General features: G+C 72.6%; 13 protein-coding genes. 7 read left to right on the top strand and 6 right to left on the bottom strand.

Annotated features, from left to right (window positions below; translation table 11 throughout):
- Positions 1-68: 68 nt before the first annotated feature.
- The 3 genes from ACIRP7_RS39115 to ACIRP7_RS39105 all read right to left on the bottom strand — a co-directional run bounded on the left by ACIRP7_RS39115 (position 69) and on the right by ACIRP7_RS39105 (position 4,636).
- Positions 69-605 carry an RNA polymerase sigma factor gene (locus tag ACIRP7_RS39115; protein WP_403669724.1) on the bottom strand — a complete coding sequence of 179 codons (537 nt, stop codon included), beginning with the start codon at positions 603-605 and terminating at the stop codon, positions 69-71.
- A gap of 46 nt (positions 606-651) precedes the next feature.
- Entirely contained in the window at positions 652-1,317 is a 666-nt protein-coding gene (locus ACIRP7_RS39110) for a M15 family metallopeptidase (protein WP_403669721.1), read from the bottom strand.
- A gap of 97 nt (positions 1,318-1,414) precedes the next feature.
- Positions 1,415-4,636, bottom strand: a complete 3,222-nt coding sequence (locus ACIRP7_RS39105) for an AfsR/SARP family transcriptional regulator (RefSeq protein ID WP_403669719.1) — start codon at positions 4,634-4,636, stop codon at positions 1,415-1,417.
- 494 nt (positions 4,637-5,130) lie between these two features.
- On the opposite strand from ACIRP7_RS39105, the gene ACIRP7_RS39100 reads away from it, so the two are divergent.
- On the top strand, positions 5,131-6,171 hold the full coding sequence (locus tag ACIRP7_RS39100; RefSeq protein WP_403669716.1) for a YbhN family protein: 1,041 nt from the start codon (positions 5,131-5,133) through the stop codon (positions 6,169-6,171).
- A 217-nt stretch (positions 6,172-6,388) separates the two neighbouring features.
- Here the strand turns inward: ACIRP7_RS39100 and ACIRP7_RS39095 are convergent, their stop codons facing one another.
- Positions 6,389-7,153, bottom strand: a complete 765-nt coding sequence (locus tag ACIRP7_RS39095) for a sugar isomerase domain-containing protein (protein ID WP_403669713.1) — start codon at positions 7,151-7,153, stop codon at positions 6,389-6,391.
- A 122-nt stretch (positions 7,154-7,275) separates the two neighbouring features.
- Here ACIRP7_RS39095 and ACIRP7_RS39090 point away from each other — a divergent pair, with 122 nt between their 5' ends.
- The 6 genes from ACIRP7_RS39090 (at position 7,276) to ACIRP7_RS39065 (ending at position 16,512) form a co-directional block, all read left to right on the top strand.
- Complete coding sequence (locus ACIRP7_RS39090; protein ID WP_403669711.1) at positions 7,276-8,160, top strand: MurR/RpiR family transcriptional regulator; 885 nt, start codon at positions 7,276-7,278, stop codon at positions 8,158-8,160.
- 111 nt (positions 8,161-8,271) lie between these two features.
- Positions 8,272-12,486 carry an NEW3 domain-containing protein gene (locus ACIRP7_RS39085; protein WP_403669708.1) on the top strand — a complete coding sequence of 1,405 codons (4,215 nt, stop codon included), beginning with the start codon at positions 8,272-8,274 and terminating at the stop codon, positions 12,484-12,486.
- A complete protein-coding gene (locus ACIRP7_RS39080) occupies positions 12,483-13,124 on the top strand; it encodes a peptidyl-prolyl cis-trans isomerase (RefSeq protein WP_403669705.1) in 642 nt (213 codons plus the stop codon). The genes ACIRP7_RS39085 and ACIRP7_RS39080 overlap by 4 nt, the downstream gene beginning before the upstream one ends.
- 117 nt (positions 13,125-13,241) lie before the next feature.
- Positions 13,242-14,615 (top strand): extracellular solute-binding protein, encoded by a 1,374-nt coding sequence (locus ACIRP7_RS39075; RefSeq protein ID WP_403669702.1) that lies wholly within the window; start codon positions 13,242-13,244, stop codon positions 14,613-14,615.
- Between the two features lie 2 nt (positions 14,616-14,617).
- Entirely contained in the window at positions 14,618-15,631 is a 1,014-nt protein-coding gene (locus ACIRP7_RS39070) for a carbohydrate ABC transporter permease (RefSeq protein WP_403669700.1), read from the top strand.
- On the top strand, positions 15,628-16,512 hold the full coding sequence (locus ACIRP7_RS39065) for a carbohydrate ABC transporter permease (RefSeq protein ID WP_403669697.1): 885 nt from the start codon (positions 15,628-15,630) through the stop codon (positions 16,510-16,512). The genes ACIRP7_RS39070 and ACIRP7_RS39065 overlap by 4 nt, the downstream gene beginning before the upstream one ends.
- Here ACIRP7_RS39065 and ACIRP7_RS39060 read toward each other — a convergent pair.
- Positions 16,476-18,632 carry a glycoside hydrolase family 3 N-terminal domain-containing protein gene (locus ACIRP7_RS39060; RefSeq protein WP_403669969.1) on the bottom strand — a complete coding sequence of 719 codons (2,157 nt, stop codon included), beginning with the start codon at positions 18,630-18,632 and terminating at the stop codon, positions 16,476-16,478. The two genes, ACIRP7_RS39065 and ACIRP7_RS39060, sit on opposite strands and share 37 nt — an antisense overlap.
- 65 nt (positions 18,633-18,697) lie before the next feature.
- Positions 18,698-19,771 (bottom strand): N-acetylglucosamine kinase, encoded by a 1,074-nt coding sequence (locus ACIRP7_RS39055; RefSeq protein WP_403669694.1) that lies wholly within the window; start codon positions 19,769-19,771, stop codon positions 18,698-18,700.
- Between the last annotated feature and the right edge of the window lie 2 nt (positions 19,772-19,773).

Below are 19,773 nucleotides of genomic sequence, written 5' to 3'. Positions count from 1 at the left end.
AGGTGACGAGGTGACGAGACGGAGACACGGGTGGCACACCCCACCCCCGTGAGGGTGTGCCACCCGGGCTAGTTGCGGAGGGCGGCGCGCATCTTGGCGAGGCCGCGCAGGCGGTTGCGCTGGACCGTGCCGCGGTGGGCGCCGAGCCGCTCCCCGGCCGAGTCGTGGGTGAGTCCTTCAAGGTCCACGAGGATCACCGCGGCGGCCTCCTTCTCGGAGAGCGTGCCGAGCAGCGCGAGCGCCGTGGCGGAGGCCTCGTAGGAGTCGAGTCCGCCGTCCCAGCCGGCCTCCGGCAGCTGGTCGGTGGTGCGTTCGCGGCGGGAGGGGTGCTGCCAGGAGTCGCGCAGCAGGTTGAGGGCGACGGCGCAGGTGTAGGCGTACGGGTGCTGCTGCTGGGTCAGGTTCTGGGAGCGGGCCCGCCGGGAGAGCCGCAGATAGGTCTCCTGGAGCAGGTCGTCGGCGTCGTGCGGATTGCCCGTCAGTGCCAGCAGCCGCCGTCGCAGGCGTGGCATGTCGGCCGTGAAGGACGCGTCGAAGTCCCCCGGGCTCATCCGGTCGTCCGCCTCGCGCGGTGGAGGCGGACAGGTGGCGTGGCTGTGGTGCATTTCTTTCCCCCTTGCGGTGATTCCTGCGGTGTCCCGCTTCCGGTGGTCAGGCCGGAGGGCGGGGCGGGTCGGCGGGGCCGTAGCGGGCGGCGGGTACGCGGCGCAGCAGGGCCCAGTACCGGTCGCCGTACGACCAGTGCCACCACTCGGTCGGGTAGTTGACGAACCCGGTCGCGGAGAGCACTCGCCCCAGCAGGGCCCGGTACTCCCGTGCCTGGGCGCCGATGCCGGGCGCGTCGGTGCGGCAGGCGCCCGCGCTCTCCTCCGGGGTGGCGTTGACCTCCGTGCCGAGCGGCAGTTCGCGGCCCGCGTGGTCGCACAGGGTCAGGTCGACCGCGCCGCCGCTGACGTGCGGGGCGACCTCCGGCGGCGAGATGTACGCGCTCGCCAGTTCACGGATCCGCTCGGGAGCCGCGTCCGGGTGGGCCCGCCGCATGGTCGCCGCGTACTGCTCGAAGTACCGGCGCTGGAGGTCGGGCGGCCGGTACCCCTCCACCACCAGCAGCCTGATCCCTGTGGGCAGCAGCCGCTGCGCCCGCACGAGCCGCCGCAGCGCGCCGGCCCTCAGATGGGCGTAGCTGCCCTCGTCGTCGGCCTGCCGGGGATCGAGGAGCAACTGCCCCTCCTCCCGCAGATCGACGAGAGGTTCCCCGCACTCGTCGTGCGTCACCGCGGCGACCCTGGGGTCCGCGAGCGTGATGATGTCTGTCACGGGAAGAGCGTCTCGGAGCCCTCTGCAAATGCTCTGCAGATCGCCTGCAGGCGCCGGAGGGAGGGCCTGCAGAGACATCGCGGCGCCCACGTCCCGACTACGCCCGCTCCTGGGCCTCCCGCTCCGCCGTCTCCCGCTCCCGTGCCTCCCGCGCCCCCGACTCCCGGAACACGCGCAGCGCCTCGGCACGGGCCCCCGCGGCCGCGTCCGCCTCCCCGTCGGCCTCCCACACCCGCGCCAGGTCCCACAGAGTCCGCGCCCGCCACAGCGGAAGCCGCAACGCCTCCCACAGCGACAGTGCCCGCTCCAGCGGGTCCCGTGCGCTCCCGGCGTCACCGGCGGCCAGCTGCCACTCCCCCAGTGTCCGCAGCACCAGCGCCTCGCCGAACCGGTCCTGCCGCTCCCGGGCCAGCTCCAGACATCGCCCGAGCCGTTCGCGCGACGCGTCCAGCAGCCCCAGCCGCAGCTCCACCTTGGCCAGCGACTGCTCCGTGTACATCACGCCGAACGTGTCGTGGAGGCCGGCGAAGGCCCGCAGCACCTCCCGCAGCAGCCGCTCGGCGTCCCGGTACCGCCCCTCCGCCCGGTGGCTCAGGGCGACCGCGCGCAGGACCAGTGCCTCGCCGTGCCGGTCGTCCTCCGCCCGGTACAGCTCCAGGGCCTGCGCGAAGGCCTCGCGGGCGGCGGCGTCGTCACCCTGCTCCCGGTGCACGTAGCCGAGGCCGTAGAGCACCCGGGCCCGGGCACCGCGGTCGTCGAGCCGCCCGTACCCTTCCAGCGCCCGGCCGAGCAGCTCCAACGCCTCGGAGTAGCAGGCCTGTTCACGCCGGGCCGTGCCCATGCCGAGCAGGGCCTGGGCCACACCCTGCCCGTCGTCATGGGCCTCGAACAGCCGCAGGGCGTCCCGGAAGTAGGCGTACGACTCCTCGAACTCGTCCTGCTCGTAGCGAAGTTGACCCAGACCGGTGAGCAGCCACGCCTCGCCCTCGCCGTCCCCGCTGCGCCGCACCGCCGCCATGGCCGCGGTGTGCGAGCGGGACCAGGCGTCGAACTGGTTGTACAGCGCGACCGAGCTCGCGATCAGCGCCCCGGCGAGGTCCCGGGCGGCCCGGTCCATCCCGTGGTCGGCGCAGTACTCCACCGCCGCCAGCAGACCGGCCTGTTCGGCGGCGAACCAGGCCGCGGGCCGTTCGAGCAGTTCCTCCTCGGCCCGCGGGTCGAGCGGGTCGAGGGGCCGTACGGCGGCCGGTTCGGGGAAGTACCGGGCCGTGCCGCCGGGGCCCCGCGCGGCGGCCTTCCCGGCCAGTCCCAGCCAGCACTCCACAAGACGGCGTACGGCCGCCGCCCGCTCCTCGGCGCTCTCCTCCGACAGACAGCGCTCGCGGGCGTGTTCGCGCGCCAGGTCGTGGATGCGGTAGCGGCCGCGGCCCGTGCCGTCCACGCCGATCACATCGATGAAGTGGCAGTCCACCAGCCGCTCGACGGCCTCCTCGGCCTCCTCCGTGCCGATGTCCAGCAGGGGCGCGGCGATCCAGGCCGCGAAGTCGGGCAGGTCGAGCAGGGCCAGCCGGCGCAGCGCGCGCCGCTGCTGCGGATCGAGGTCGGCGTAACCCAGTTCCAGGCTGGTACGCAACTCCAGGTCGCCGGCGCGCAGTTCGTTGAGCCGCAGCCGCTCGTCCCGCAGGCGGGCGGCGAGCCTGCCGGGCACCCAGTGCGGCCGGGCGGCGAGCCGTGCCCCGGCGATGCGCACGGCGAGCGGCAGCCGCCCGCACAGGGAGACGATCTCGGCGGTCTGTTCCGGCTCCGCGCGCACCCGGTCCGCTCCGGCGACCCGTCTGAGGAGTTCGAGGGCCTCCTCCTCGTCCGGCACGGTCAGGTCGAGGTGGGCGGCGCCCTCCAGCGCCACCAGCCGGCGTCGGCTCGTGACGAGCACCGCGGAGCCGGGGCCGGGCGGCAGCAGCGGCCGTACGTGCGCCTCACCGGCGGCGTTGTCGAGGATCAGCAGGATGCGGCGGTGTCCGGTGTACGTGCGGTACAGCCCCGTCAGTTCCTCGACGGAGCTCGGCAGGGTCTCCGGTCCGGCGCCCATGGCGCGCAGCAGCCGGGCGAGGGCGTCGGCGGGTTGCAGCGGGGCGGTGTCGGCGGCCCGCAGGTCCACGAACAGGCGGCCGTCCGGGAAGAGTTCGGCGGTGCGGTGGCCGACGTGGACGGCGAGGGCGGTCTTGCCGGTTCCGGAGCGCCCGGAGATCACCCCGATCGGCGGGGCGGTACGGCCGGGCTCGTCGACGCGGCCCAGCAGCGAGACGGCCCAGTCGATCTGGTCCGCCCGGCCGACGAAGTCGGCGATGTCCGGGGGGAGATGGGAGGGCGCGGGCCGCGCATGCGTGGCGCCGGGGCCGCCGGCGGTCGCTGCCGGGTCCGTGGCCCGCTGCCGGGCCCGCGCGGACCCGTCCGCGTCCTGGGCCGACGGCCGGGAGCCGGTGTCGTGCGGCGAGGAGGCGGCGTGGGGCGGCCGGGAGCCGGTGCCCTGCGGCCTGGAGGCGGCGTGGGGTCCGGGGCCGGGGCCGAGCAGTGCGGGGTCGTTGGTGAGGACGGACTTGTGCAGCGCCCGCAGTTCCGGTCCGGCGTCGATGCCCAGCTCCTCGCGCAGGACCTCGCGGCCCTCCTGGTAGGTGCGCAGGGCGTCGGAGACCCGCCCGGTGCGGAACAGGGCGGTCATCAGCTGGCCGCGCGGCCGTTCCCGCAGGGGGTGGGCGGCGACGTGCGCGAGCAGGGGGGCGATCGTGCGGTCCGCGCGGCCGAGTTCCAGCTGGAGGCCGAAGGACTCCTCCTGGGCGACCAGCCGCAGTTCGGCGAGCCGGGCCGCCTCGATCCGGGCGAAGGACTGGCCCAGCCCTTCGAGAGCCTCCTGTCCCCGCCACAGCCCCAGCGCCTCGGACAGCAGCTCGGCCGCCTCGCCCGCGCGGCCCCCGGCGGCCTCGGCCCGGCCCGACGTGAGCAGTTCCTCGAAGCGGCGGGCGTCGACCTGGCCGGCGTCGAGATCGGCGACGTATCCCGGCGGCCGGGTGCGGATCACCTCCGCCTCGCCGACCCGGGCCAGGGCACGGCGTACCGCGGAGACATGGGTGGCGACGAGGGCGCTGGCGGTGGCGGGCGCCTGCTCGTCCCAGACACAGTCCACAAGCCGTTCGGTGGACAGCACCTCGCCCAGGTGGACCACGAGTGCGGACAGGACCGCCAGGGGTCTGACCCCGCCGAGCGGGGCCCGCCGGTTCCCCTCCCAGACCTCCACCGGACCGAGAAGACGTACCTGGAGCATCGTTCCCCGATCGCCGTACCGCCCGCCCCACGGATGCGTGTTCGACGATATCGACGGGCGGTGTCCGCGGACGACGGGATCGGGGCGGCTCTGGCCGGATCGGGCCAGTCGATCGCCGTGCCGCGACCCTGATCAGGGCCCCACACCGGCGTGGGACGGCCGGACTCCGGGCTTCCCCTCCGAACGCCGGTTGGCTGGATTTCGACAGCGGGCAGAGGTACTCCTCAGCTGAGGGACGGTCGGCCGGGGGCGCTCGTATGAGGGCTCTCCGATATTTCTCGCACCGGACTCTCTGCTTCCGGCCGCCGGGTCCGCCGCACCCGACCGCCGGGTCCGCCGCACCCCGTGTCGCCCACCCGCCCGCGCTCCTTCGGCTGCCGGACACTTGAACGTCACGCCGAGTGGGCACGTTTCCCTCGTCCCCTCTGCATCGCCTTGCCTCCGTCATGCCCCATGTCCCGCACGGGACATGACGCGAAAGGACGACGTGCGCCGTGTCCCTGCTGCCGCTCGAAGGTCCCCCGGGGCCGCTCCCCGCGCCCGCCCCGGCCCCGCTCCCGATCAGCGCCCGGGCTCCCGCTCCGGCCGCCTCCCGCCGCTCCCTGAGCCGCCTCAGCCGCCGTATGCTCACCGTGCTCCCCCTCCTGCTCATCGGGGTCTGGGCGGTGCTGGACTGGCGTGCCCTGTACGACGGCACCGCCCGGCTGGCCTCGGCGGACCCCGGCTGGCTGCTCGTCGGGTTCTGCTACACCTGCCTGGGCTGGATCTCCGCCTCCGTCGTACGGCAGGGCGCGCTGCCGGAGCGGCTGCCGTCGGGGCTCCTGGTCGCCTCGCAGTTCGCCGCCGGCGCCGCCAACCACGTCCTGCCGGCGAGCCTCGGCGCCCACGCCGTGACCTTGCGCTTCCTTCGGGGGCAGGACGTCCCGCTGGCTCGCGCCACCGCCTCGCTCGCCCTGTACACGCTGGTCAGGCCGATCGCCAAGACGCTCGTCCTGATCGGCTTCGTGGTCGCCCTGCCCGGCCTGCTGCATTTCGGTGATCTGGTCCCGGACCGGCGAATGCTGTTCCTGCCGCTGGTGGCCGCGGGACTCGGACTCGGCGCCACGCTGCTGGTGTTGACCCTCGTCCGCCCGCTGCGCCGCCCGGCGGTCACGTTCGTGCGCACCGCCCTGACCGACGCCCGCCGTCTGCACACCATGCCCAGCCGGGTCCTCGCCCTGTGGGGCGGCGCGGCCGCCGCACCGCTGCTCCAGGCGAGTGTGATCCACGCGGTCGGCGCCTCGCTCGGGGTGACGCTGTCCTGGGCGCAGGTCGCGTTCGCGTACCTCGCAGCGAGCAGCGCGGTCGGGTCCGTGCCCGCGCCCGGCGGCATCGGCCCGGTGGACGCGGCCATGGTCTTCACCCTCGCCGTCTACGGCGTCCCGGTGAGCGTCGGCACGGCGACCCTCATCGGCTACCGCGTCCTGACGGTGTGGCTGCCGCTGCTGCCCGGGGTGCTGTGCATGTCGGCCCTGGTGCACCGAAAGGCCCTTTGAATCCTCCCCTCCCTGAGGGAAGGGGGTTCCTGGCTCGGGCCGCCTCCTGGAGCAGCGCTCCACGAGGTCTTCCGCCGTCAGCACCGGCCGGGTTGAGACCGACCCGGACCAGCATCACGGCGGTCGCCGGCGTCAGATCTGCGGCTGCCACCGCCTGGGCGCGACCAGCCCCCCACCGGCCGCGGGTTCCCCGCGCCACCCCGACTTCCGAGGAAACCTACGTCGCCGTACGCCGAACCCGCCCCGCGTACCGCTTCTCCAACTCCAGGTTGCCCTCGAACCCACCGGGCACGTTGGCCGAGACATACACCGGCGGCCGCTCGCCCGCGGCGAGCAGTAGTCCCGAAGCCTCCGCGACAGCCATCTGCACGAGCATCACGCCGGTCAGTGTGGACAGCGCCCCCACCGCCCCACCTCCGGGCAGCGCCAGCAGCGCGTCCCCGACCGGTGCCGCGTTGTCCAGCACCACGTCCGCCAGGTCCACCAGCTTCTTGCCGCTCGCATGCCCCGCGGGCACCGCCCCCGTATGCGTGAGGGACGTGATGGCGAGGATCTTGTGCCCCCGCGACTTCGCGTGCAGCGCCATCTCCACGATGACGCTGTTGACACCGGAGTTGGAGATGATCACGAAGAGATCCCGGGGCCGGGGAGCGGCGAGCTCGTAAAGGCGCCCGGCCACCCCCGGCTCGCGCTCCAGCAGCGGGTCGTCGAGCACGCTCGGCGCGGCGCCGCCGTAGAGGACCAGGTCGGACATCTGGATCCGGTTCGTGGGTACCAGGCCGCCCGCCCGGCCGGCGACCTCCAGGACCATCGCCTGGGAGTGGCCGGTGCCGAAGGCCTGGATCACACCGTCGGCGCGGATGCAGTCGACGATCAGCCCGGCGGCGCGGCGCACGTCCTCGCGGGCGGCCTCGGTGACGCGACGGAGGACCTCCAGGCTCTGTTCGGCGAAGCCCTGGGCGCTGACTGACTCGACGGACACGCGACACTCCCCACTGATGGATTGAACCACCATACAATTATCCATCATTGAATGAACAAACCGCAGCCGGTTGGTCCTGGTATTCAATCAACGGCTCCGAGGGTGGCTGTTACCTTCTTTCCATGCCTCCGACCGACGTCACCACACTGATCCGCACCGAGCTGCCCCGACTGCCCGGATCCCTGCGGAAAGTGGGCGAGCTGATCCTGGAGGATCCGGCCGCCGTCACCCACTGCTCCGCCGCCGAGCTGGGCCGCCGCACCGGGACCTCGCAGGCCACGGTGACCCGGTTCTGCCGCGCCGTCGGACTCGACTCCTACCAGCATCTGCTGATCGAGCTGGCGCAGGAGCGCGGCCGGGGCGAGGTCTCCGACTGGGGCTCGGCCGAGATCGGTCCCGACATCTCCCCGGACGACAGTCTGGAGCGGGTCGTCCAGGTGGTCGGCAGCGCGGATCTGCGCGCGATCCAGCAGACGATCGAGCGCATCGACCTCGACTCCCTGGAGCGCGCCGCCCAGGCGGTGGCCAAGGCCCGCCGTATCGATGTGTACGGCGTCGGCGGCAGCGGCGCGGTCGCCCAGGAGACCGAGACCCGGCTGTTCCGTATCGGCTGCCAGGTCCGCGGCTGGACCGAGGTGCACGGCGCGGCCACCTCCGCGGCCCTGCTCACCCCGGCCGACGTGGCCATAGCGATCTCCCACTCGGGCGCCACCCGCGAGACCCTCGAACCCCTCGAGATGGCCAAGGAACGGGGCGCGACCACCATCGCCATCACCACCGACCCGCGCTCCCCGCTGGCCAGAGCCGCCGACATCCGGCTCATCTCATCGACCTCGGAGACCAGCTTCCGCACCGGCAGCATCGGCGGCCGGCACTCCGTCCTGATGATCATCGACTGCCTCTACGTCCGGGTCGGCCAGGTCGGCTACCAGCGGGCCAGCGCCTCCCTCGCCCTGACCGACCACATCACCCCGCAGCACGCGGTGAAGGCCCGCCGCACGCGTTGACCGTGGACGATCATGCATGGATGAACCACCGAGATAACACAATGATGGTTGTTTGAATCATCCTCTCGGTGCCAGGATGGGTGCTCCCCCGAGTCATCTCGTAGGAGCCCCATGCGCGTCACCTCTGTTGAGTCGACCGAGCTGTTCGTCGGTACCCCCGAGCAACCGCTCCAGGTGGTGTCGGCCGACATCGGGCACCTCCCGGGCCGCTCGGTCCACGTGCGTGTCGAGGGACGCGGCACCGGGGAGACCGTCGTCACCGTCGGCGAGGACGGCACCGTACGCGCCGAGATACCCGTGACCGGCGCCGGCGGACCGATCACGGTCACCGCGACCGACGGGGACGAGACCGCGAGCGGCACCGGGGAGTTCACGGTCGCCGAGCCCGGCTGGACCATGTTCATGGTCAGCCACTTCCACTACGACCCCGTCTGGTGGAACACCCAGGCCGCCTACACCGAGACCTGGGACGTCGTCGACGACCCTGCCGCCACCGGCCTGCCCGCCCGCCCCTTCGGCTACCGCGGCGACTCCGGGATGAGCCTGGTGCGGGCCCACAGCGATCTGGCCCGGCGCGACCCGGCGTACACCTTCGTGCTCGCCGAGGTCGACTACCTCAAGCCCTACTGGGACGCCTTCCCGGAGGAGCGCGCCTTCCTGCGCGAACTGATCCGCACCGGGCGCGTCGAGGTCATGGGCGGCACCTACAACGAGCCGAACACCAACCTCACCGGCGCCGAGGCGACCGTACGCAACGCGCTGTACGGCGACGGGTTCCAGCGCGGGATCATGGGGGCGTCCCCGCAGACCGCCTGGCAGTTGGACGCGTTCGGGCACGATCCGCAGTTCCCGGGGCTGATGGCGGACGCGGGGGTGACCTCCAGTTCGTGGGCGCGCGGGCCGCACCACCAGTGGGGGCCGACGATGTCGGTGTTCGGGGAGGAGCCGCGCGATCCCGGGCGGATGCAGTTCCCGGCCGAGTTCGAGTGGATCGCCCCCTCGGGACGCGGGCTGCTGACCGCGTACATGGTCAACCACTACGCCGCCGGCTGGGCGATCGACAGCGCGCCGGACCTGCCCGCAGCGGAAGCCGCCGCCCTCAAGCTGTTCAAGGGACTCAAGAAGGTCGCGCTCACCCGGAACGTGCTGCTGCCGGTCGGCGGGGACTACGCGCCGCCGTGCCGCTGGGTGATGGACATCCACCGGGACTGGAACGCCCGGTACGTGTGGCCGCGGTTCGTCTCCGGCATCCCCCGGGACTTCTTCGCCGCCGTACGCGCCGAACTGGAGGCAGAGGGCCGCAAGGCCTCGCCGCAGACCCGGGACATGAACCCGATCTACACCGGCAAGGACGTCTCCTACATCGACACCAAGCAGGCCCAGCGGTACGGCGAGACACTCCTCGCCGACGCGGAGGCCTGGGCGACCCTCGCCTCCCTCGTCACCGGGCACCCGTATCCGGACGCGGCCCTCGACAAGGCCTGGCGGCAACTGGTCTACGGCGCCCACCACGACGCCGTCACCGGCTCCGAGTCCGACCAGGTGTACATCGATCTCCTCACCGGCTGGCGTGAGTTGGCCGACCTCGCCGAGACCGTGCACGCCGACGCGACGAAGGCGCTGGCCGACCGGGTCGAGCCGGGCACCGGCCCCGACCTGGTGGTCTTCAACTCCGCCACCTGGGAACGACAGGACGTGCTGACCGTCGACGACCCGGGCCTGGTACCGGTCGGCGACGACTTCCAGCCGCTGCCCGCCGTACGCGAGGAGGACGGCACCCTCCGGGTCGTCGTCCCGCAGGTGCCCGGCATGGGCCTCAAGTCCCTTTCCCTGGCGGCCGGTTCACTCCCCGAGTGGACCTCCGGCGAGGGCACGGCCATCCGCAACGAGTTCTACGAGGTGACGGTCGACCCCGCGCGCGGCGGCACCGTGAGCAGTCTGCGCGCCCTGGCCGAGGGCGGCCGGGAACTGCTGCCCGCCGGTGACCTCGGCAACGAGCTGGTCGTCCAGGAGGAGTTCCCGAGGCACCCGCGCTTCGGCGAGGGCCCCTGGCACCTCACCCCGACCGGCACGACCGCCGCGCGCAGCCGCGACGTGAGCGCCGACGTCGAGGTCGAGCGCTCCCCGGCCGGGTCCCGGATCACCGTCCGCGCCGACCTCGGCCTGTTCACGTACACGCAGACGCTCACTCTCTGGACGGGCGTCGACCGCCTCGACATCACCACGACGATCGACGGCTACGACGGTGCCGACCGCCTCATCCGGGTCCGCTGGCCCTCCGACGTGCGCGGCGGACTGCCCGTGCACGAGGTCGCCGACGCGGTGATCGGGCGGGGGTTCGGGTTCGTGGAGGTGGACAGCGAGCGGTTCCCGTGGACGCTGGACAACCCGGCCAACACCTGGTTCGCACTGGGGTCCACGGCACGGGTGGCCCTGCGGGACGACTCCGGCGCCTTGCTGGGTCAACGGTCCATCGGCGTCGCCGAGTTGGTGTACGCCGACTGGGACGAGGCGGGTGAGCTGGGCACCCCGCTCGCGGCGGCCCTGGTCCGCGCGGGCGTCACCGCGACCTCGACCGTCGCGGGCGGCCCCCGCTACGGCGACCTGGAGGTCGACTCCAACCTTCCCGACATCCGGATCGCCGTCGGCGGCCCCGAACGCAACTCCCTGGTCGCCGAGGCGCTCGCCATGGACCCGGCTGCCGGCCGCGAGCTGCGCCGCCAGGTCGCCGAACGGGGCGTGTCGGCGGTGTGGGTCGCGCCGCGCGCCTCCCTGCGCGAGGAGTGGGTGCCCGGTGCCGACCTGCGTGACCTGGAGCGGCTGCCGCTGCTGGTGATCGCCGGCGCCGACCGTACGGGGGACGCGAAGGCCGTCGACGCGCTGATCGCGGACCTGGGGGATTTCACCGTCACGGCCACGGCTGCGGGCGGCGGCGAGGCGCTCCCGCCCGGTGACGCCTGGGACGGGCGCGGGTTCGCCGTACTGAACCGGGGCACGCCCGGCTGTGTGGTCACCACCTCCGGTGACCTCTACATGTCCTTGATGCGCTCCTGCACCGGCTGGCCGTCCGGCGTCTGGATCGACCCGCCCAGCCGCACGACCCCCGACGGCTCGGGCTTCCAGCTCCAGCGCTGGTCGCACACCTTCGAGTACGCGGTCGTCGCGGGCGAGGGCGACTGGCGGGATCTGCAACTCCCGGCGCGTGGGCATGAGTTCAACCATCCGCTCACGGCCCGGCTGCGCGGCGGGAGCGAATCCGCGCTCCTGCCCCGGCAGACCTCCCTGCTGGCGGTGGAGCCGGCCCGCGAGGTGCTCCTCGACGCCTTCAAGCCGCTCGGTTCCCCGCTGGCCAGGGGCAGCGCGGCGCCCGCGGATCCGGGGCGCGGGGTCGTGGTCCGCGTGCACGAGGTGAACGGGCGGCCGGTGCGGGCGCGGGTGCGCGGGCCGGTCGCCTGGACCGAGGGCGCCCGGGCGGACGTACTGGAAAGGCCCGGGGAGTCCCTGCTGCCGGACGGCGAGGGGGCACTGGAGGCGGGGCTCACCGGCTTCGAGGTGGCCACCGTCCTGGCCGCACCCCCGCTGGCACCCGAGCCGAGGACCGACCCCGGCGTCGCCGCCCACGAGCCCGCCCAGCCCGTCCACACCCGCTACTGGCTGCACAACTCCGGCCCCGCCCCCCGCGGCAACATGCCGGTGTCCGTCCACCTCTCCCCCACCGCGCTCACGGCCGGCGGCCCCGTCACCGCCACGGTCCGGATCAGCTCCGAGCTCACGGACACCTCGGCGAACGGCACGGTGGTCTTCGACGTGCCGCCCGGCTGGTCCGCCGAGCCCCCCGAACTGCCGTACGCGCTCGGGCCCGGCGGCTTCTCGCTGGCCGAGGTGACGGTGACACCGCCGCCGGACGCCGAGCCCGGCCGACACTGGCTCACGGCCCGGCTGCCGTACGGCGGCCAGACGTACGAGGACGTCGTGGGCCTCGACGTACCAGGCGGACCGCCCCCCGGGCGGGGCCTGGTGTGCGACCTGGCCGCCGACCGGGTCACCGTGCGCGGGGGTGAGCGGGCTCAGGTTCCGGTGAGCCTGCGCAACACCACCCGGGGCCCGGTCGGCGGTCAGCTGTGGGCGGTGGCGCCCTGGGGCACGTGGCAGGGGGTGGAGCCGGGACTGCAGGGCTTCACGGTGCCGGGCGGGGAGCAGCGGGAGTTCGTGATCGAGGTGGACGGTTCGTCGATCCCACCGGGCGCGTACTGGCTCATGGCGAAGGCGGCGTGGAACGGCCAGGTGGCGTACACGAAGGCCATAGCCCTGGAGGTGACTCCGTGACGCCGGAACACGCGGCACTGATAGCCGGTGAGCCACTCCCGACAGCACGGGTGAACGCCTTCTTGGAAGCGCCGGCCGGCCACCACGAACACGCACCCGCCCGACGACCGTCAGAGGCACCCTCCGTCGCGAGACAACGCCGCCGCTGGGCCACCCAAGTGATCGTCACCGACGAACTCGCCCGCAGGGCCTGCGCCGACCGGGGCCTGGACGTACCGGAGGAGGCGTCACCCGTCTCCGTCCTGGCCGTCGCCGAGACAGACGTGGCAGACCTCGGCAGCATCGTCGCCGCGGCCCTCGCCCACTCCGCCGCAGCCCGCACCCTCCTCGCCGCCCTGGAAGTCGAACAGACGGTCCCGGAGACGGCCGTACGGGACTATTACGACCGCAACCGGGACCGCTTCCTCACCCCGGAGGCCCTCAGGCGGGGCGTGGACCCCTTCGGAGAGACGACGGGGCCGGAGGACCTCCTGCCGTACGACACCGCCCGCGACGGCATCGCCCGCGAGTTGCGAAGGGCGGCGGGCCGTCGCGCCTTCTTCGGCTGGCTGGACCAGGCCAGGAGCACCGTCGTGTACTCCCACGGGCACGAACACCCCGGTGATCCCTCGCACCCGGACCACGAACACCGGCACTGATCTCGTACGGAACCTAAACGCAACACGGGAACCATTGACCTCCGATGAATTCTGGTCCACATTTTCATCAATCAGAGTCGGAGTTGGTTCATTGAACCAGCCGTGGAGGGGCATCACATGAGCGCAAAGAGACTGACCCGCACCCTGACCTGTATCGCCGTTCTGTCACTCGCGGCCACCGGCTGCGGCCTCGGCGGCGGATCCGACAGCGGTGACGCCACCGCCGGCGGCTGCAAGGTCGACAAGGGCAACGTCGGGTCGGGCAAGCTCACCGGCGAGGTCAAGGGCGACATCACCTTCCAGACCACCAACCTGAAGAAGGACTTCGGGGACTTCTTCAACGGAGTGATCGCGGACTTCCAGAAGGCCCACCCCGGCACCAAGGTCAAGTGGATCGACGACCCCGGCGACAACACCTTCACGAGCCGGACCGTCGCCGACGCCCAGGCCTGCACGATGGCCGACGTCATCAACGTCAACGCGCCGACGGCGACCGCCCTCACCAAGGCCGGCTACCTGCTCGACCTCGGCACCAAGGACCCGGACGCCTCCAAGCCCTTCGTCCCGTCGTTCTGGAAGACCGCCACCTTCGCGGACGCCTCCGGCAAGTCGATCCACACCACGCTGCCCTGGTACACCGGCGGCGTCCTCCTGACGTACAACAAGGACCTGCTGGCAAAGGCCGGCGTCGACCCGGCGAAGCCGCCGACCAGCATCTTCGGGCTCTTCGCCGACTACGAGAAGGTCGCCAGGGCCGCCGACGGCAAGTACTTCGCGACGATGGCCAACCCGATCTGGCGCATCCCCGCCGACTTCGACCAGATGGGCATCAAGGTCCTGTCCTCCGACGGCAAGTCCGCCGTGTTCGGTGACGACCCGCGCACCACCCAGTGGGTCGCCTGGATGGCGAAGCTGTACAAGGAGGGAGCGATGCCGAAGGACTCGCTGTCCTCCAGCAACGACCCGTCCACGCTCTACAGCCAGGGCAAGGTGGCCTACGGCTCGACCAACCCGAGCTTCGTGCGGTTCGTGAAGCAGAACAGCCCGTCGGTCTACGACAAGACGGCCGTCGGCCAGCAGCCCTACGACGCGCTCGGCCGGGCCTCCGCCGGCGCCCCGCAGTACATCTCGGTCGCCGCGACGAGCAAGAACGCGCCCACGGCCCTGTCGTTCGCGGAGTTCCTGACCGACGCCGAGAACCAGACGGCCTGGTGCAAGGACCCCGACGTGGTGATCTTCCCGACCACCACCCGGTCGCTCGACGACCCGTTCTTCCAGAAGGTCACCGGCAGCGACCCGTTCTCGCAGGCCCGCAAGCTCGTCGCCGACCAGCTCAAGACAGCCGACACCAACCAGACCAACCTCTCCCCGGCCGTGCAGAACGCCATCGTGTCCCAGGTGCAGCTGGCCATGCAGGGCAAGAAGAGCGCCGCTGACGCCGTCAAGGACGCTCAGGAGAAGTCGAACGAGCTGCTGAAGCAGGGCAGCTGACGGTGACGGCACAGATCACGCATCCGGTGTCCGGCGTGGAGTCCCCGACCCCCGCGCCGGGCCCGGCCCCGTCCCGCCTCCGCCGACTCGTAGGGGCCGCGCTGCCCGGTCCCGCCCCCGGGGCCAACGGGGCTGCCATGTACCGCCGTTGGTGGCTGCCCTGGCTGTGGACCGCCCCGGCGATCGGGTGCGCGGTGGTCTTCGGGGTGTTCCCGTTCCTCAACACGCTCCTGCTGTCGTTCACCAACGCCAAGCCGCTCGGCGGCGCCGCGGGTTTCGTCGGACTCGACAACTACACGCGGATGCTCCAGGACGACGACTTCTGGCTCGCCACCCGCAACAGCGTCCTGTACGCGGTGATCGTCGTGCCGCTGATGGTGCTCCTGCCGCTGATGCTGGCCGTCCTGGTGGAGCGGAACCTGCCCGGCATCGGCTTCTTCCGCTCCGCCTTCTACACGCCGGTGCTCGCCTCCAGCGTGGTCGTGGGGCTGAGCTGGCAGTGGCTGCTCGCCGACGACGGGCTGGTCAACACCTGGCTGGAGAAGGCCCACTTGATCAAGTCGGCCATCCCCTTCCTCTCCGACTCCTGGCTGATCCTGCTCTCCGCGATGGGCCTGACCCTGTGGAAGGGCCTCGGCTGGTACATGATCTTCTACCTGGCGGCCCTCGGGAACGTGCCCAGGGAACTGCACGAGGCCGCGCAGATGGACGGCGCCGGTGCCGTGCGCCGCTTCTGGCACATCACGGTCCCCGGCGTCCGGCAGGCCATGATGCTCGTCGGCACCCTCACCGGCATCGGTTCGCTCCGGGTGTTCACCGAGATCTACATGCTCGGCAGTTCCACCGGCGGCCCCGGCGGCGCCGACCGCACCCTGCCGTTCTACATCCGGGACGTCGGCCTGGACCCGATCACCGGCAACGCGGGATACGGCTCGGCCGTCAGCGTGGCCCTGTTCGCGCTGACGCTGGGACTGACCCTGCTGGCCCAGCGTCTGACCAAGGAGGACGAGTCATGACGACGACCGTCGTCGAGACCAAGGGCCGTCGCCTGATGCCGCGTTGGCGGGACTACGGCCGTCCGCGCGAGCTGGTCGTCCGCTATCTGCTGCTCCTCCTGGTGCTCGGCCTCACCGTGGGCCCGCTGCTGTGGCAGCTGCTGGCCTCCCTGAAGGGCACGGGCGAGGACGTCTTCGGCGCGGACGCCACCCTGCTGCCGCACCACCCGACGCTGCGCGCCTACCGGACGGTCTTCGACCAGGTGCCGGTGTGGTCGTACATCAAGAACAGCCTGATCGTGGTCGCCCTGTCGATCACCAGCCAGCTGGTGTTCTCCACGACGGCCGGCTACATGCTCTCCAAGCCCGCCTGGAAGGGCCGCAAGGCGGTCTGGGTGGTGCTGGTCGCCTCGATGATGTTCCCCTTCGAGTCGATCATGGTGTCGCTGTTCATCAGCATCCGCGACCTGGGTCTGGTCGACAGCCTGGCCGGCGTGTGGCTGCCCGGCTTCGTCGGCGCCATCAACGTCCTCCTCATGCGCGGCGCGTTCCTCGCGGTCCCGCGCGAGATCGAGGACTCGGCCATGCTCGACGGCGCGAACGAGTGGCAGCGCTTCCGGCACCTGTATCTGCCGTCCGCGTGGGGCGCGATCCTGGTGGTCGTCATCAACACCTTCATCAGCGCCTGGGACGACTTCCTGTGGCCGCTGATCGTGCTGCGCTCCGAGAGCAACATGACACTGACCCTGGGGCTTTCGCGCCTGCAGAGCTCGTCGTTCGGCTACGACCAGCGGATGGTCATGGCCGGTTCGGTGATCTCGGTGGTCCCGGTGCTGGTGCTGTTCGTGATCACCCAGCGGTGGTTCTACAAGGGCGTCTCGTCGGGAGCCGTCAAGCTCTGACCCCGGGTTCCGAGCGCCTCCCGGGCGGACGCGGCGACCCTGATCTCGACCGTGCCGCCGATGCCCTCCAGGGGCAGGGTCACCGTGCGCCGCTCACCCGGCGCCAGGCTCACCCCCTCGAACGCGCACAGTTCGAGGGTGCGCGGCCAGGTGGCGGTGATCAGCCGGCGCAGATAGACCTGGACGACCGAACGGCCGTACCGCTGACCGGTGTTGGTGACATCCACCTCGACGGTGAGCCCCGTCGACCGCGGCTCGCCGTACGCGAAGCTCGTGTACGACAGCCCGTGCCCGAAGGAATACCGCGGCTCGGCACTCTCGTCGACGTATCCGCCGTACTCGGTGTCCTTGTGGTTGTAGTAGACGGGGAGTTGGGCCGCCGAGCGAGGGACCGAGACCGGCAGGCGGCCCGCCGGTTCGGTGAGTCCGAGCAGCACCTCCGCGATCGCCTCGCCACCCCAGGGGCCGGGATACCAGGCGGTGAGCAGGGCGGGCGCGGTGTCCGGCAGCACGTGCGGGCGGCCTTGGACCAGCACGACCGCGGTCGGTGTGCCCGTCGCCACCACTGCGTCCAGCAGTGCGTACTGGGCGCCTCCCAGCCGCAGCCCGGCGAGGTCGACACCCTCGCCGCAGGTCATCTCGGAGACCGCCGTGCGCGCGGCCCCGTTGGCGTCGAACTCGGTCCCGGGCGTACGGGCGCTGCTGCCGCCCAGCACCAGCACGGCGAGGTCGGACGCGGCGGCCTGGGCGATCGCCGCCGGGATGCCGGAGAGGTCGTCGCCGGTGAGGGAACAGCCCCGGGCGTGGCGGATGTCGAGGCCGGGCGGGGCGAGTCTGCGCAGGGCGTCGAGGACACTGCTGCCGGTGCCGGGGCGCTGCGGAGCCGTGTAGTCGCCCAACTGGTGGGCGGTGGTGGCGGCTTGGGGCCCGAGCACGGCGATCCGGGAGACCTTCTCGCCGACGGGGAGCACACCGTCGTTGCGCAGGAGGGTGACGGCGGCCCGGGCGATCTCCTTGCTCAGCTCGGCCCCGCCGGCCGGCGCGGGGGCCGTCGGGTGCTGTCGCTCGAACAGTCCCAACCGGAACTTCAGGCGCAGGACGCGGGCGACGGCGGCGTCGAGGACGGTCTCCTTGACCAGTCCCCGCTCGACCGCCTCCTCCAAGTGGGTGAAGCCTTCGTCCCAAAGACTCAGGTCCACACCGGAGTTGAGGGCGAGCGCGCCCGCGGAGACCTTGTCGCCGGTGATCCGGGCCAGCCGGTCGACGGCGAGGCCGTCCGCCATGACGAGCCCGTCGAAGCCCCACTCCTCGCGCAACAGCCCGGTGAGCAGGGCGCGGTTGCCGGAGCAGGGCATGCCGTCGACCTCGTTGTACGCGGCCATGACAGCGGCGGCACCCGCGCGGACACCGGCCCGGGCGGCGGGCAGGTGGATCTCGTGCAGCTCCCGCCAACCCAGCTCCGACTCGGCGGAGTTGCGGCCGCCGACGGTGGCACCCTGCCCGGCGAAGTGTTTGAGGACGACGGGCGCCTTGTCGGCGGCGAAGAGGCCGTCCGGGCAGGTGCCCTGCATTCCTTGCATTCCCCGGACCAGCGCCTGCGTCAGCCGGGCCGCGAGGTACGAGTCCTCGCCGAAGCACTCCTCCGTGCGGCCCCAGCGCGGGTCGCGGGAGATGTCCAGCGCCGAGACGAGGGCCACGTGGCCGCCACGGGCGCGCAGTTCGGCGGCGGCGTGGGCAGCGGCACGCTCGTACAGAGCGGGGTCCCAGGTGGCGCCGATCGCCAGGTTGACCGGGAGGACCGTGCCGTCGAGGGCCATGAGACCGTGCGGGACCTCCTCGACGAACAGCGCGGGGATGCCGAGCCGGCTCCGGGCCACGACATGGCGCTGCACCAGCTCGGCGAGGGCGGCCCCGTCCCGCGCGCCGGGTCCGCTCCCGTGATCCACGCCGGACCAGGCGTCGGCGCGCTGGAGGCCGTACAGGGCGCCGAGTCCCTCGAAGCGGTCGGTCTCGGCATGCAGGGCCTCGGTGAGTTCGAAGCCGCCGTCGGGGGTGCGGCGGTAGGCGTCCCAGCCGTACATCCGCTGGTTGAGCTGGCCTGCCTTCTCGCGCAGGGTCATCCGGGACAGGAGGTCCTGGACGCGGGCGTCGAGCGGGGCGGTGGGGTCGCGGTACACGGGCTCGCTCACGACAGGTGCGCCAACCGCGCGAGGGCGACCGCGCCGGGGCAGCCGTCGGCCACCCAGTCCAGGGTCAGGCCGTGCGCCTGGAGCCGTTCGGCCAGCGGGGTGGTGAGCGGCCCCTCGGGACCGAGGAGCCCGCCCGTGGCGACGATCCGCTCACCGGGGCGGGGGCCCAGCGCCCGTACGGACTCCAGCAGGTGGTCCGCCGCCTCGCTCAGGATGGTCTCCGCCACGGCGTCCTTCTCGGCAGCCGCCTCGGCGACCAGCGGGGCGAAACGGGCCAGCCGGATCGGCGGATCGGCCAGGACGGCGGGCAGCAGATGGCGGCGGAAGTCCTCACGCCGGGCGCGTTCCCAGCCGGGGACGCCGGTGGGGTGGGTCGCGGTACCGCTCGGCAGGACGGTGCCGCCACGGTCGTAGGAAGGGATTCCTCCCTTCGGGAGGACGTCGACCGGCAGGTCCAGGGCGTGGCCGAGCCAGCCGGCGAGGACGGTCGGACGGCCGCGGCCGTCGGCCATGCGCAGGGCGGCGCGGACCGCGCTGCGGCCGATCCAGAAGCCGCTGCCCTCGTCGCCGAGGAGCCAGCCGTCGCCGTCCACGGTGGTCGTGGCGTGCCGGCCGGTGATGCGCATGGCGACCGCGCCCGTGCCCGCGACCAGGGCGAGGCCCTCGGAGGGGGTGCCGGGGGCGGCGGCGAAGGCGGCCTCGATGTCGCTGCAGACACCGACCCGGCCCGTCGGAACGGCGAGGCGGCGCAGGGCCTCGGTGAGGGCGGCGCGGGCCCTGCCGGTGCCGGGGTCGTCCTCGGCGGCCGCCGTGGCGCCCGCGAAACCGCCGGTCACGGCCACCACCCGGGCGCGCAGCTCTTCGGGCACCACCCGGGTGAGTGTCTCGGTGAGGTGGTCGGTGAGCTGCGGGACCGGGACCGTCATGGCGTTGCCCGGTCCGCCGGTGCTCTCGCCCAGCACACGGCCGTCGTCGGCGGCGGCGAGCACCGCGCGGGTGCGGGTGCCGCCGGCGTCGAGGCCGACGACCAATTCACCGACGACCAATTCTTGGTTCAAATCATTACCCATCG

The organism is Streptomyces sp. NPDC102270 (assembly GCF_044766405.1).
Classification (GTDB): Bacteria; Actinomycetota; Actinomycetes; order Streptomycetales; family Streptomycetaceae; genus Streptomyces.
This window is presented reverse-complemented; position numbering and strand designations above follow the sequence as displayed.

What these genes read in the sequence shown, in the direction of transcription:
- ACIRP7_RS39085 (WP_403669708.1), top strand. Translation starts at nt 8,272, where the DNA reads ATGCGCGTCACCTCTGTTGAGTCGACCGAGCTGTTCGTCGGTACCCCC.
- ACIRP7_RS39065 (WP_403669697.1), top strand. Translation starts at nt 15,628, where the DNA reads ATGACGACGACCGTCGTCGAGACCAAGGGCCGTCGCCTGATGCCGCGT.
- ACIRP7_RS39090 (WP_403669711.1), top strand. Translation starts at nt 7,276, where the DNA reads ATGCCTCCGACCGACGTCACCACACTGATCCGCACCGAGCTGCCCCGA.
- ACIRP7_RS39075 (WP_403669702.1), top strand. Translation starts at nt 13,242, where the DNA reads ATGAGCGCAAAGAGACTGACCCGCACCCTGACCTGTATCGCCGTTCTG.
- ACIRP7_RS39060 (WP_403669969.1), bottom strand. Translation starts at nt 18,632, where the DNA reads ATGACCCTGCGCGAGAAGGCAGGCCAGCTCAACCAGCGGATGTACGGC.
- ACIRP7_RS39105 (WP_403669719.1), bottom strand. Translation starts at nt 4,636, where the DNA reads ATGCTCCAGGTACGTCTTCTCGGTCCGGTGGAGGTCTGGGAGGGGAAC.
- ACIRP7_RS39055 (WP_403669694.1), bottom strand. Translation starts at nt 19,771, where the DNA reads ATGGGTAATGATTTGAACCAAGAATTGGTCGTCGGTGAATTGGTCGTC.
- ACIRP7_RS39115 (WP_403669724.1), bottom strand. Translation starts at nt 605, where the DNA reads ATGCACCACAGCCACGCCACCTGTCCGCCTCCACCGCGCGAGGCGGAC.